Genomic DNA, 13247 nt, shown 5'->3' with positions numbered 1-13247 from the left:
CGACCATGCGTTGGCCCCTCATTCGCTACATCCCGCGCTCGACCCACTACCAGTTCGTGCGCTGGGCGCCCGTCGCGGCCATCTTCTCGGCGGTCCTGATCGTCGGCTCGATCGCCTCGCTGTTCTTCCAGGGCCTGAACCTGGGCATCGACTTCAAGGGCGGTAACGCGCTGGAAATCGTCCGGGCCCAGGTCGTGTCGCAGTCGGAGCTGCGGACGGCCATGGACCAGATCGGCGTCCATGACGCCCAGGTCCAGCCGTTCACCAGCCAGCCGAACTCGGCGATGATCAAGTTCCTGCCGGCCAAGGGCGAAAGCGCCAGCGCCGCCTCGGCTCACGTCGAGGCCGAGCTGGTCAAGCGCTTCCCCGACCTGAAGGTGACCAGCCGCTCGCAGGTCGGCGCCAAGGTCTCGGGCGAACTGCTGATGTCGGGCTTCAAGGCCCTGGTCGTCGCCCTGCTGCTGACCCTGGGCTACATCTGGTTCCGCTTCGGCCTGTCGTACGGCACGGGCGCAGTCGTGGCCGTGATCCACGACATCGTCCTGACCCTGGGTCTGCTGTCGGTGGTGCGCATCGAGTTCTCGATGACCGAGATCGCGGCCCTGCTGACGGTCATCGGCTATTCGATGAACGAGAAGGTCATCACCTTCGACCGTCTGAAAGAGAACCTGCGCAAGTACAAGACGACGCCGCTGCGCGACATCATCGACCTGTCGGAAAACGAGCGTCTGTCGCGGACGATCATCACCGGCACCACGGCCCTGCTGGCCCTGGGCGGCACGATGGCGTTCGGCGGTCCGGTGCTGTTCCCGCTGGTCACCACCATGATCTTCGGCATCATCATCGGCACCTATTCGTCGATCTATATCGCTCTGCCGATGATCCTGATCTGGGGCGTGAAGCGCGGCGACGAAGAAGCCACGCCGATCAAGCTCGGCGCGGCCTCGCGTCCCTGATGCGTCAGCCGCCGTCCATCGACGCCTGGGGCGGCGGCGGCTTTCGGGTCGCCGGTGACTGGCGGCCCGGCTCGCTGCTGATCATCGAGGATCAGCCGCGCGACTGGGCCGCGACGTCGCTCGCGGACCTGACGCCGGAGTCCTTCGCCGAGGTGTTCGCCGCCGGCGGGGCGGTGGAGTTCGTGCTGCTGGGCACGGGTCTCAACAACGCCCTGCCGCCGCGTCACATCCGCGACGCCTTGAAGGACGCGGGCCTGGGCCTGGAGTTCATGAGCACCGAGGCCGCCGCACGAACCTACAACGTGCTGGCCAGCGAAGGCCGCCGTCTGGCCGCCGCGCTGATCGCGGTCTAGCCGCAGGTCCAGATACCTCCGGTACCGGAGCTTTGCCCGACTCTCGAAACAGCCCTAAGGTCCCGTCCAAGCAATAGGGATCCGAGGGGGAAACCGATGTCTGGACTGCTTTCGAACTTCCGCAACACCATCATCGTCAGCGTCGTGCTGGCCCTGGTGATCATCATCGGCTACGGGCACAGCCCGCACGGCCATGACAGCAGCTATTTCCAAGCCATCTTCCGGCTGTTGCACGTCTGGTTCGGCATCCTGTGGATCGGGCTGCTGTACTACTTCAACTTCGTGCAGATCCGGGTGATGCCGCAGATCCCGGCCGAGCTGAAGCCGGCGGTCAGCAAGTACATCGCGCCGGAAGCCCTGTTCTGGTTCCGCTGGGCGGCGCTGTTCACCTGGGTGATGGGCGTGATCCTGGCCTTCAGCCGCGGCTACCTGCTGGAAGCCGCCACCCTGGGCCTGGCCGGCGGCTATACGCCCGGCGTCGACATGGGCTTCACCTTCATCGGCACCGGCATGTGGCTGGCCACGGTGATGTTCCTCAATGTCTGGGTTTTCATCTGGCCGAACCAGAAGATCGCCCTGGGCATCGTCGAGGCCGATGCGGACGCCAAGGCCAAGGCGGCCAAGCTGGCCATGCTGTTCTCGCGCACCAACGTCCTGCTCAGCATCCCGATGCTGGCGACCATGGCGATGAACCAGACGCTGTTCGGCTGACGCCGGGCGCGACACGCTGTAAGGGGAGGGCCCGCCAGTTCGGCGGGCCCTTTTCTATTTGAGCTCATGGCCGACACCGAAACCCTCGACGATCTCGTCCGCCGCGTCGATCCCGACCGCTGGCTGGCCAGCCGGTTCATCGGCGACGCGGCCGCGCGGGCCGACGTGATCGCGCTCTTCGCCATGAACTACGAACTGGCCCGGGTGGCCGGCGGCGTCACCAACGCCCTGATGGGCGAGATCCGCCTGACCTGGTGGCGCGAGGCCATGGAAGAGATCGCGGCCGGCAAGGCCCCGCGCAAGCATCCCAATGTCGAGGCCCTGGCCGCCTCCAAGTTCGATCCCAACGCCCTGGCGGCGCTGTCAGAGGCTCGCTTCGTCGACCTGGACGAAGGCCCACTGAAGGACGAGGCGGCGGTGCTGGCCTATGTCGACGGCACGGCCGGAGCGCTGGCGGTCTTGGCCGCGCGGCGGCTGGATCCGACCGCCGACCCGCACGCCGTCAAGGGCGCGGCGCGGGCCTGGGGGCTGTCGGGTCTGTGGCGGCTGAAGCAGGCAGACCGTTCGCGGCTGCCGGAGGACTGGACGCAGGCCGACGTGGAGCGCCGCGTCGAGGATCAGCTGAAAGCCGCACGCGGCGAGGTGAAGGGCCTGCCCGTGGCGGCCTTCCCGGCCGTGGCGCCGGCGGCCCTGGCGCGGGCCTATATGGCTGGGCGTGAGATGGGCGAGCTGGAAAAGAAGGCTCGACTGACGTTCGCCGTCGCCACCGGAAAACTCTGAGCCAAACAGCCCAGCACCGCTCATCCCCGCTTTCGCGGGGATGAGCGGATAGGGGTTAGGTCCGGGGCCTACTTCCCGGGCCGCGTGTTCCCCGTCCACTGGTCCAGCCAGTCCAGCACTTCCTTGTGCCACTGCACCGAGTTCTGGGCCTTCAGCACCCAGTGGTTCTCGTTCGGGAAGTACAGGAACTTGCTGGGCACGCCCTTGCGCTGCAGGGCGGTGAAGGCCCCCAGGCCCTGTTCGACCGGGATGCGGTAGTCCAGCTGGCCCTGGATCACGAGCTGCGGCTTGGTCCACTTGGCCACGTGGTCGACCGGGTTGAACTTGTCGTAGGTCGTGTTCGGCTGCCAGGGCGCGCCGCCGTTTTCCCACTCGGTGAACCACAGCTCCTCGGTGGCGTAGCCCATGGCGCGAGTGTCGAAGACGCCGTCGTGGTCCACGAGGCACTTCCACGGCTCGGCCCAGTTGCCGGCGATCCAGTTGATCATGTAGCCGCCATACGAGGCGCCCAGGGCGCAGGCGCGGTCGCCGTCCAGGAAGCCGTACTTGCCCAGCGCCGCGCTCCAGCCCTTCTGCAGGTCCTCCAGCGGGCGATCGCCCCAGTGCTGGCTGATCGCGTCGGTGAAGGCCTGGCCGTAGCCGGTCGAGCCATGGAAATCGACCATCACCACGGCATAGCCGGCGTTGGCGTAGACCTGCGGGTTCCAGCGGTACGACCAGCTGTTGCTGAACGAGCCCTGCGGACCGCCGTGGATCAGGAAGGCCACCGGATACTTCTTGGCCGGATCGAAGTTTGCGGGCTTCAGCAAGAAGCCGTGCACGGTCTCGTCGTTCCAGCCCTTGAAGTCGAACTGCTCGGGCTCGCCCCAGGCGACGTCCTTCAGGGCCTCGTCGCTGACGCTGGCCACGCGGATCGGCGGGCCCTTCTTGGCGGGCAGCAGGAACAGCTCGGACGGGCTCTTCAGCGAATCGGAGGCGTAGACGATGCCGTTGGGGCCGACGTCGAAGGCGGTGACGTGGCCATCGCCGGTCAGGGCGGTGACCTTGCCGGTCTTGACGTCGATGGCGAACAGCTTGCCTTGGCCGACGTCCAGCGCGGTGGCGTAGATCGTTTTGCCGTCGCGGCTCCAGGCGATGGCGTCGGCCGAACGGTCCCAGGTCGGAGCCAGTTCACGTTCCGTCTTGGTCGCTTCGTCCCAGATCATGATCGCGAAGCGGTCGGCCTCGAAGCCGGGACGCTTCATGGCGCGATAGGCGGTCATCTTGCCGTCAGGCGAGTAGATCTCGGCCGTATCCCAGGCCTTGTTGTCGGCCGTCTCGTTCCTCGGCTTGGCCGAGCCGTCCAGCGGAACGCCCCACATGTCGTAGTTGGTGGTCCAGGGCTCGTCCTTGCCGGCCAGCTTGGCCGAGAAGCTGAGCGTCTTGCTGTCGGGGCTGATCGTGAAGTCCTCGTCGCCGCCATAGGGCTTGGTCGGCGTATCGCCGTCGAAGCCCTTCATCAGATCGACCGGCTGGCCCGCGGCCACGCCGTTGGCGTCCAGGCTGTAGGCGAAGAGGTGGTTCTTGGTCCCGTCGTTCCAGGTATCCCAGTGGCGGACGAACAGCTTGTCGTAGACGACGCCGGTGGCCTTGGTCGCGGTCTTGGCGGCGAGGCGCGCCTCGGTGCACGAGAAGTCGGGGCAGTCGGGGAACACCGCCTGGCCGATGACGATGGTCTTGCCGTCCGGCGCGACCTTGTAGGCCAGCACGTCGAACGGGGCCGAGGTCACCTGGGTCGCGGTCTCGCCGCTGGCGTCGGTGCGGAACACCTGCTCGGTCCCGCCCGCGCGGCTGGACGAGAAGTAGATCGCCTTGCCGTCCGCGCTCCAGCGGCCGCTGGACGCGCCGCCGTCCGAGATCTTCAGCCGGCGCGGGGCCATCTTCGTCTTCAGGTCGCTGATCCAGAGGGACATCGCGGCCTTGTTGGCCGGATAGTCCATGGTCCGCACCGAATAGAGCACGAAGCGGCCGTCGGGCGAGACGCGCGGATCGCTGAGTCGATCCAGGCTGGCCATGGCCTTGGCGGTGAAGACGTGAGGCTTTTGCGGCGCCTGCGCATAGGCCGCTCCACCGAGGGCGGCGGCAAGGGCGACGGCCGAGGCCGCGAAACGCAAGGTCTTGATCATGAAACCGAAATTCCCGGAAACGGTTATCCCATCTGGCGGCGGAGCCTAGTCCTGCTTTCGCCCACTCGCTAGGGGAGCGAGGCAAGAGATTCCCGAGCACGGATCGCCGACCGGCGGTCTGTTTCGACGCATGCTTTCCTGTGACAAAACTGTAATTAAATCCGTCGGTTAGCGCGTAACAATCCGAAACAGACTTTGCTTTGCCGCGACGCAGCATCAAGCCTAGATGCTAAGACGGGGCGAAAGGGCGGCCGTAGAGCTGTCCGTCCAACGATAAGGGTCTCTAGTGTCGGCTTCGGGTTATTTTCAGCACACGGTCGCAGGGCCGGTGATCTTTGCGGGGATCGGCCTGCACACGGGAACGCATGTGCGCGTCTCGGTGCGTCCGGCGGCTCCCGACGCGGGGATCGTCTTTGTGCGGACCGATCTGCATGACCGCGACAATCGTGTCCCCGTCACGCCTGAGTCGGTCTGCCAGACGCAACTGGGCACCGTGATCTGCAATGGCGACGACGTTCGCGTCTCGACCATCGAGCACCTGATGGCGGCCCTGGCGGCCCTGTCGATCGACAACTGCGTCGTCGAGCTGGACGGCCCGGAAGTGCCGATCATGGATGGCTCGTCCGAGCCCTTCGTCCAGATCCTGGACCGCGCCGGCCGCCGCAAGCAGGAAGCCGTCCGCCAATATATCGAGATCCTGGCCCCGATCACGGTGGAGGAGGGCGACAAGCGCGCCAGCCTGCTGCCGTCGGATCGTTTCGAAGTGGCCTTCGAGATCGCCTTCGGCTCCAAGGCCATCGGCCGCCAGGCCGTGGATCTGGTCGTCGACGAAGAATCGTTCCGCTCGGAACTGTCCGAGTGCCGCACCTTCGGCTTCGTTCGCGATGTCGAGGCCCTGCGCGCCATCGGCCTGGCCCGGGGCGGCTCGATGGAAAACGCCGTGGTCATCGACGGCGACCGTGTGCTGAACCCGGAGGGCCTGCGCCGTCCGGACGAGTTCGTGCGCCACAAGGCGCTGGACGCCATCGGCGACCTCTATGTGCTGGGCAAGCCCATCCTGGGCCGCTTCGAAGGCGTTCTGGCCGGTCACGGCCTCAATAACGCCGTGGTTAGAGCGTTGCTGTCCCAGCCGCGCGCCTGGCGCCTTCGCGCTCTCGCGACGGAACTAGCTGAAGCGGTTTAAAGGGGGAGCTCCCCGGCGTTAGCGCTCGGCCTTCGCATTTGCGCCTTTCACGGCGTGGTGTAGAAGCCTTGCACGGCGCAGGGGCGCGCGTTTGCTTCTAAGGTGAGAGACTCCGTGCTTCGTAATTTCTCGGGACGTTCGGCCGTCACTATCGCCGCTCTGCTCGCCGCCGTGTCGGTGGCGGGTTGCGCCGGCAAGTCCAAGAAGCCGACCCTCGCCTACGAAGAGCGCCCGGTCGAACTGCTGTACTCCACGGGCGCCGATCGCCTGGACCGCGGCAACTGGAACGAGGCCGTCGACTATTTCCGCGAAGTCGAGCGCCAGCACCCCTATTCGGAATGGTCGCGCCGCTCGATCCTGATGACCGGCTACGCCCACTACATGGGCAACCAGTACAATGAGGCCATCGGCGACGCCGACCGCTTCATCTCGCTGTACCCGGGTAACCCGTCGGCCCAGTACGCCTTCTATCTGAAGGCCATCTGCTACTTCGAACAGATCGTCGACGTGAACCGCGACCAGGCCGCGACCGAGCAGGCCCTGGCCTCGCTGCGCGACGTCGTCCAGCGCTATCCGAACACCGAATACGCCACCGACGCCCGCCTGAAGATCGACATGGTCAACGACCAGCTGGCCGGCAAGGAAATGGCGATCGGTCGCTATTACCTGAAGAACGGCCAGACCCTGGCCGCCATCGGTCGCTTCAAGACCGTGCTCGAGCGTCACCAGACGACCTCGCACACGCCTGAAGCGCTGTTCCGTCTGGTCGAGGGCTACATGACCCTGGGCCTGCTGGACGAAGCCAAGCGCAACGGCGCGATCCTGGGCTACAACTTCCCGGGCGATCGCTGGTACGCCGATGCCTACAAGCTGCTGAACGACAACGGCCTGCGTCCCGCCGTCGAGCCGCTGAAGGCCGGCACCAAGCGCAATGCGCTGGAACGCGTGCTGACGCGCGACAAGGGCACGACCCTGGCGCCTCCCGGTGAAAAGAAGGCCAAGAAGGGCCTGATGGGCGTTCTGGGCATGTAACGACGACAGGATCGGACGTCGGAAACGGCCTGATCCTGTTTTGTTCTGTCTTTGCGCTTTGAAAAACTCTGATTCCCGGCGATCTTGCGTTTCATGCTGATCGGCCTCTCCATCCGTGACGTCGTGCTCATCGAGAGCCTGGACCTGGCCATCGGCGAGGGCCTGACCGCGTTGACCGGCGAGACCGGCGCCGGCAAGTCGATCATCCTGGACGCCCTGGGCCTGGCCACCGGCGCGCGCGCCGACGCTGGCCTGGTGCGCCGAGGGGCCGCCGGCCACGCCTCGGCCACCGCCATGTTCGCCCTGGCGGCCGACCATCCGGCCTTTGCCTATCTCGACGAGAAGGGCCTGGACTACGGCCGCGACGAGGATCTGGTCCTGCGTCGCCAGCTGTCGCCGGACGGTCGCAGTCGTGCCTTCGTCAACGATCAGGCCACCAGCGTCGGCGTGCTCAAGGACCTCGGCGCCCTGCTGCTCGAGGTTCACGGCCAGCACGAGACCGTCGGCCTCTTAGATCCCAAGACCCATCGCGGCCTGCTGGACGCGTTCGGTGGTGTGTCGGTCGGCGCCGTCGGTGCGGCCTGGAGCGGCTGGCGCGCCGCTCGGCAGAAGGCCGACGACCTGCGGGACCTGGCCGGCCGCGCGGCCGCCGAGACCGAGGAACTGACCCTCCGCCTGTCCGAGCTGGACCGCCTGGACCCCCGTGAGGGCGAGGAACAGAGCCTGGCCGATGAGCGGGCGCTGCTCAGCTCGGCCGAGAAGGCCATGGCCGACATCGCCTCGGCCCAGGACGCCCTGGGCGGCGACAACTTCACGGGCAAGCTGGCCCAGGCCTATCGCGCCCTGGAACGCGCCCGCGACCGCGCCCTGCAGGCCGGCGCGCCAGCCGAGGGCACGGCCATGACCCGCCTGTCGGCCGCCTGCGAGGCCGTCGACCGCGCCATCGTCGAGGCGCAGGAGGCCACGGCCGCGATCGACAATGTCGCCGAAAGCTTCGAGTTCGAGCCCGACCGCCTGGAAAAGGCCGAGGAGCGGCTGTTCGCCCTGCGCGGCATGGCCCGCAAGCTCAATGTCCTGGTCGAGGACCTGCCGGCCAAGCGCGCCGAGTTCGCGGCCCGCCTGCAGGCCATCGAAACCTCGGAAGACGCCCTGAGGGTCGCCGACGCCGAGGCCGCCGAGGCCCGCGAGGCCTATCTCTACGCCACCGAAGCCCTGTCGGCCGAACGCCGCGCCGCCGGCGACGCCCTCGCCAAGGCCGTCGAGGCCGAGCTGACGCCGCTGAAGCTGGAAAAGGCCAAGTTCCGGGTCGCGGTCGAGCCTCTGCCCGAGGACCGCGCCGGCCCAACGGGCCTGGACCGCATCGCCTTCGAGATTTCGACCAATCCCGGCGCGCCGTTCGGCCCGATGGAAACCATCGCCTCGGGCGGCGAACTGGCGCGTTTTGCTCTGGCGCTGAAGGCGGCGCTGGCGACCCGTAGCGGCGGTCCGCAGCCGCTGATGATCTTTGACGAAGTCGACCAGGGCGTCGGCGGGGCCGTGGCCGATGCGGTGGGCCTGCGGTTGAAGCGCCTGGCGGCCAATGCCCAGGTGCTGGTCGTGACCCACTCGGCCCAGGTGGCGGCGCGTGGCGACGCCCACTGGCGGATCTCCAAGTCCGGCGACGACACCTCGATCCGAACCAAGGTCGAACCGCTCACCCCGGCTCAGCGCGAGGAAGAGATCGCCCGGATGCTGTCAGGGGCGGAGGTCACCGAGGCCGCGCGGGCGGCGGCGCGGGCGTTAATCGCCTGAACCCACACTCCGCTCATCCCCGCGAAAGCGGGGACCCAAGCCGAGTCAGGCGTTAGTCCCGAACCGTGCAGCCAGCGGAGAGGCCGCTTGGCTCCCCGCTTTCGCGGGGATGAGCGGTTGTTGGGAACGCCCCTTGATCCAAACCTGCAGCGGCGCATCCACCATCCGCTCGAACATCCAGGCCACGACGATCGTCGCCGGAATGGCCATCGCCCACAGCGCCCAGGTCGCGGCAACGGGCAGGCTGAGCTTGCTCTCGACCATCCGCACCACGCCGAACCACACGGCCGCCGTCAGCGAATTGGTCAGGAACAGCGAGAAGCTCAGTTTGCCGGCCTAACCCGCCCAAGCCCACGCACGCGGCTTCGAAGCGCCGGCGGCGTAGATCAGGAAAGCCAGCAGGGCTAGGCTGAAGTGGTCGAAGTTCCCCAGGCCCTGGATGCCGATGACGATGGCCAGGGTCGCGAGGGCCAGCGGCAGGGCCTGGCGGCGGGCCAGGGTGGTGACCGGCAGGCGAGCGACCAGCAGGCCGATCATGAACAGTGGCACACCGCGGATCAGGCCAAAGCGCAACGGCAGCTGGTAGCTGGGCACGTCGAAGATCATCAGGGCGGTGAAGTCGATGGCGATCCAGGCGCAGACGCCCATGGCCAGCAGCTGCAGCGGACGCTGGGTGGCGGCGACCTTGCGCCAGACCATCGGGAACAGGGCGTAGGCGACGATCAGCGCCGACAGGGTCCAGGTCGGCATGTTCCAGCCCGAGGTCCCTGGCACGAACCAGGCCTGGACCAGGAAGATCTGCGGCAGCAGTTGGTCCCACTGGAACCACTGCGGGTTCTGCGGGGCCAGGCCGATCGCCGACGTGCTGACGAAGAAGGCGACGAAGGCGGCCAGCATCACCAGGTGCGACGGCCAAATCCGCTGCACGCGACGCTTCAGGAAGCCTAGCGTATCCACCTCGGCGCCCAGCACGCGCGGACCATAGGTCCGGGCCAGCACATAACCCGACAGCATCAGGAAGAAGTCGGTGGCCAGATAACCGCGCCCGAAGGCGGGGCTCAGGCTGAACAGCGACACCGGGGCCCGCTCGGCCACGTGGTAGAGCACGATGAACAGCGCCGCGAGGAAGCGCAGGGCGTCCAGCGGACCGTCCCGCGACAGGACGGGCAGGGCGGTGTTTGTGCCGGCTTTGAACATCGAAGGCTCCTTCAAGCCTCCGGTCGCAAGCATCGCGCCACGTTGCTAACCTGCCCGCACTTCCCGCCTTGGATTCGCCGCCCGTGTCTCAGATCCCCGTCGCCGACCTCACCGAAGCCCAGGCCGTCGAGGAACTGGAGCGCCTGGCCGACGACCTGACGGCCCACGACCTGGCCTATCACCAGCAGGACGCGCCCACGATCAGCGACGGCGACTACGACGCCCTCAAGCGCCGCAACCTCGACATCGAGACCCGCTTCCCGCACCTGATCCGCGACAACTCCCCGTCCATGCGGGTCGGCGCGGCGCGGGCCGAGCAGTTCTCGCCGGTCGAGCATGGCGTGCCGATGCTGAGCCTGGACAACGCCTTCTCCAACGACGAGGCGACCGAGTTCGACGCCCGGATCCGGCGGTTCCTGCGGCTGTCGCCATCGGACACCGTGGCCTACACCGCCGAGCCCAAGATCGACGGCCTGTCGGCCTCGCTGCGCTACGAGAAGGGCGTGCTGGTCCAGGGCGCGACGCGGGGCGATGGCCGGGTAGGCGAGGACGTCACCGCCAACCTGCGCACCATCGCCGACATCCCGCACCGCCTGAAGGGCTCGGGCTGGCCCGACGTGATCGAGGTGCGCGGCGAGGTCTATGTCGAACTAGCCGCCTTCGCCGCCTTCAACGCCGCCGCCGAGGAAGCCGGCCAGCGCACCTACGCCAACCCGCGCAACTTCGCCGCCGGCTCGCTGCGTCAGATCGATCCGAAGATCAGCGCTCAGCGGCCGCTGCGGTTCTTCGGCTATGCCTGGGGCCTGGTCTCCGCGCCGTTCGCCGACAGCCAGTGGGGCGCGCTGGAGAAGCTGGCCGAATGGGGCTTCGTGACCACGGCCCCGCCGGCCAAGCGGGTCGAGAACGCCCAGGGCCTACTGGACGTCTATGCCGCGTTCGAGACTCTGCGTCCGACCCTGGACTTCGACATCGACGGCGTCGTCTACAAGGTTGACGACCTGGAGCAGCAGCGCCGCCTGGGCTTCGTCTCGCGCTCGCCGCGCTGGGCCATCGCCCGCAAGTTCCCGGCTCAGCGCGCCCGAACCATCCTGGAAGCCATCGACATCCAGGTTGGCCGCACCGGCGCCCATACCCCGGTCGCGCGCCTTAAGCCGGTCACCGTCGGCGGCGTCTCGGTGACCAACGCCACGCTTCATAATGGCGACGAGATCGCCCGCCTGGATGTCCGCATCGGCGACACGGTCGTCCTGCAGCGCGCCGGCGACGTGATCCCGCAGATCGTCGAGGTCGACATCGCGGCGCGTCCCGACCCGGCGCCGGCGCCTTACGAATTCCCCCACGTCTGCGAATGCCCGCTGAAGACGGCGCTGACCCGAGAGGTCAACGCTTCGGGCCAGGAGTCGGTGGTGCGCCGCTGCACCGGCGAGTTCGCCTGTCCGTTCCAGCGGGTCGAGCACCTGCGCCACTTCGTGTCCCGGCGCGCCTTCGACATCGAGGGCCTGGGTGAGAAGCAGCTGCAGGCCTTCTTCGACGAGGGCTGGATCACGGAACCGGCCGACATCTTCCGCCTGGCCAAGGACGAGGAGAAGCTGGCCGCCCTGCGCGAGCGCGACGGCTATGGCGAGACCTCGATCGCCAATCTGGTCAAGGGCATCGACGCGCGCCGCACGATCGGCATGGACCGGATGATCTACGGCCTGGGCGCGCGCGACATTGGCGAGACGACCTCGACCGTGCTGGCCCGCAACTTCGACCGCTTCGAGGACCTGCAAGCCGCCGCCGAGGCCGCCGCCAAGGGGCTGCCGGGCGAGACCTATCTGGAGCTTTCCACCGCCCAGGGCGTCGGCCCCAAGGCGCTGGACCTGCTGATCGAGGCGGGGAAGGGCGGGCTGTTGGCCGATCCGTGGCCGGAGGCCGCCGACCTGGAGATCAAGATCGGCCACGCGGTGCCCAAGCTGACCAAGCCCGCCAAGGCGGCCCTGGCCCAGCGCTACGGGACCTGGGACGCCTTCGCCCAAGGCCTGGTCGAGGCCGCCTCGGGCGCGCCGGGCGACGACTATCTGCACCTCGCCGCCGTCGATGGCGTCGGTCCGGTGGCCGCCCAGTCCCTGGCCCGGTTCTTCGCCGAGGAGCACAACCGCCAGAAGGTCGCCAATCTGGTGGAGCAGCTGGACATCCAGCCGGTCGCCAAGCCCAAGACCGACACCGCCGTGGCTGGCAAGACCATCGTCTTCACCGGTTCGCTGGAGAAGATGACCCGCGACGAGGCCAAGGCTCAGGCCGAAGGGCTGGGCGCCAAGGTCGCCTCGTCGGTGTCGAAGAAGACCGACCTCGTCGTCGCCGGCCCCGGCGCGGGCTCCAAGCTGAAGACGGCCACCGAACTGGGCATCCAGGTGATGACCGAAGACGAGTGGCTGGAGATGGTCGCCAAATGAAGGTCATCGCGCTCGACTTCGAGACCGCCAACGAGCAGCGGTCCAGCCCTTGCTCCATCGGCTTGGCCTGGATCGAGGACGGCCAGGTGGCGCGGATCGAGCACCACTACATCCGTCCGCCAGGCAATCGCTTCGCGCGGTTCAATATCGCCTTCCACGGCATCGGGCCCGAGCATGTCGAGGACGCCGAGGAGTGGCCGGACGTGCTGGAGCGCCTGCGCCCCGAGCTGGATGGCGCGCTGGTTCTCGCCCACAACGCCTCGTTCGATGTCAGCGTGATCCGCCGCACCTGCGAGCACTACGACGTGCGGACGCCGAGCTTCGACTATCTGTGTACGGTGCAAGTGGCGCGGGGCGTCTGGCCGGAGCTGCCGTCGCACAAGCTGAACGTGGTCTGCGGCCACCTGGGCGTTGAGTTCGCCCACCACGACGCGGCCGCCGACGCCTATGCCTGTGGGCAGGTGGCCCTGGCGGCCATGGGATTGCACGGCGTCACCCAGGTGCGCGACCTGCCGGGGCGTCTCGGCCTGACGCCGGGTCGGCTGGCCCACGACGGCTACACGCCGCCGCGTGGGGCGCCGCGGCATCGCCGGCCGGCCTTCGCTGGCTGAGGCGCATCGCCGCAACTCGAAATCCCGCCTCGT

The 13247-nt window shown here is 67.8% G+C and carries 10 protein-coding genes and 1 pseudogene; 9 read left to right on the top strand and 2 right to left on the bottom strand.

Annotated features, from left to right (window positions below; all coding sequences use genetic code 11):
* The first annotated feature begins 5 nt into the window (after nucleotides 1-5).
* The 4 genes from secF to AC1RR5_RS17870 all read left to right on the top strand — a co-directional run bounded on the left by secF (nucleotide 6) and on the right by AC1RR5_RS17870 (nucleotide 2800).
* Nucleotides 6-956 carry a protein translocase subunit SecF gene (secF, locus tag AC1RR5_RS17885; protein WP_492923501.1) on the top strand — a complete coding sequence of 317 codons (951 nt, stop codon included), beginning with the start codon at nucleotides 6-8 and terminating at the stop codon, nucleotides 954-956.
* Nucleotides 956-1309, top strand: a complete 354-nt coding sequence (locus AC1RR5_RS17880) for an Mth938-like domain-containing protein (protein ID WP_492923499.1) — start codon at nucleotides 956-958, stop codon at nucleotides 1307-1309. Before secF ends, AC1RR5_RS17880 begins: the two co-directional genes overlap by 1 nt.
* Before the next feature lie 96 nt (nucleotides 1310-1405).
* Nucleotides 1406-2020: a urate hydroxylase PuuD gene (locus AC1RR5_RS17875; protein WP_295111846.1), complete on the top strand. Its 615-nt coding sequence runs from the start codon at nucleotides 1406-1408 to the stop codon at nucleotides 2018-2020.
* Between the two features lie 66 nt (nucleotides 2021-2086).
* A complete protein-coding gene (locus tag AC1RR5_RS17870) occupies nucleotides 2087-2800 on the top strand; it encodes a squalene/phytoene synthase family protein (RefSeq protein WP_492923497.1) in 714 nt (237 codons plus the stop codon).
* Between the two features lie 68 nt (nucleotides 2801-2868).
* Here AC1RR5_RS17870 and AC1RR5_RS17865 read toward each other — a convergent pair whose 3' ends face one another.
* Nucleotides 2869-4965, bottom strand: a complete 2097-nt coding sequence (locus tag AC1RR5_RS17865) for a S9 family peptidase (RefSeq protein ID WP_492923495.1) — start codon at nucleotides 4963-4965, stop codon at nucleotides 2869-2871.
* Nucleotides 4966-5251: 286 nt separating this feature from the next.
* Here AC1RR5_RS17865 and lpxC point away from each other — a divergent pair, with 286 nt between their 5' ends.
* The 3 genes from lpxC to recN all read left to right on the top strand — a co-directional run bounded on the left by lpxC (nucleotide 5252) and on the right by recN (nucleotide 8971).
* Entirely contained in the window at nucleotides 5252-6148 is an 897-nt protein-coding gene (lpxC, locus tag AC1RR5_RS17860) for a UDP-3-O-acyl-N-acetylglucosamine deacetylase (RefSeq protein ID WP_492923493.1), read from the top strand.
* 102 nt (nucleotides 6149-6250) lie between these two features.
* Nucleotides 6251-7180, top strand: a complete 930-nt coding sequence (locus tag AC1RR5_RS17855; RefSeq protein ID WP_492923491.1) for an outer membrane protein assembly factor BamD — start codon at nucleotides 6251-6253, stop codon at nucleotides 7178-7180.
* Between the two features lie 93 nt (nucleotides 7181-7273).
* Complete coding sequence (gene recN / locus AC1RR5_RS17850) at nucleotides 7274-8971, top strand: DNA repair protein RecN (RefSeq protein WP_492923489.1); 1698 nt, start codon at nucleotides 7274-7276, stop codon at nucleotides 8969-8971.
* 45 nt (nucleotides 8972-9016) lie between these two features.
* On the opposite strand, the pseudogene AC1RR5_RS17845 reads toward recN, so the two are convergent.
* Nucleotides 9017-10168, bottom strand: a pseudogene (locus tag AC1RR5_RS17845) (acyltransferase family protein).
* 83 nt (nucleotides 10169-10251) lie between these two features.
* Here AC1RR5_RS17845 and ligA point away from each other — a divergent pair.
* The gene (gene ligA / locus AC1RR5_RS17840) at nucleotides 10252-12603 is read left to right on the top strand and encodes an NAD-dependent DNA ligase LigA (RefSeq protein ID WP_492923487.1); all 2352 of its coding nucleotides are present in this window, start codon (nucleotides 10252-10254) and stop codon (nucleotides 12601-12603) included.
* On the top strand, nucleotides 12579-13214 hold the full coding sequence (locus AC1RR5_RS17835) for a 3'-5' exonuclease (protein ID WP_492923485.1): 636 nt from the start codon (nucleotides 12579-12581) through the stop codon (nucleotides 13212-13214). The genes ligA and AC1RR5_RS17835 overlap by 25 nt, the downstream gene beginning before the upstream one ends.
* Nucleotides 13215-13247: the final 33 nt, after the last annotated feature.

The sequence above is a fragment of the Caulobacter sp. GW821-FHT11E11 genome (genome assembly GCF_058808315.1).
The sequence above is the reverse complement of the archived record's forward strand: the minus strand, read 5'-3'. Positions and strand labels throughout refer to the sequence as shown.

What these genes read in the sequence shown, in the direction of transcription:
- secF (WP_492923501.1), top strand. Translation starts at nt 6, where the DNA reads ATGCGTTGGCCCCTCATTCGCTACATCCCGCGCTCGACCCACTACCAG.
- AC1RR5_RS17880 (WP_492923499.1), top strand. Translation starts at nt 956, where the DNA reads ATGCGTCAGCCGCCGTCCATCGACGCCTGGGGCGGCGGCGGCTTTCGG.
- AC1RR5_RS17875 (WP_295111846.1), top strand. Translation starts at nt 1,406, where the DNA reads ATGTCTGGACTGCTTTCGAACTTCCGCAACACCATCATCGTCAGCGTC.
- AC1RR5_RS17870 (WP_492923497.1), top strand. Translation starts at nt 2,087, where the DNA reads ATGGCCGACACCGAAACCCTCGACGATCTCGTCCGCCGCGTCGATCCC.
- AC1RR5_RS17865 (WP_492923495.1), bottom strand. Translation starts at nt 4,965, where the DNA reads ATGATCAAGACCTTGCGTTTCGCGGCCTCGGCCGTCGCCCTTGCCGCC.
- recN (WP_492923489.1), top strand. Translation starts at nt 7,274, where the DNA reads ATGCTGATCGGCCTCTCCATCCGTGACGTCGTGCTCATCGAGAGCCTG.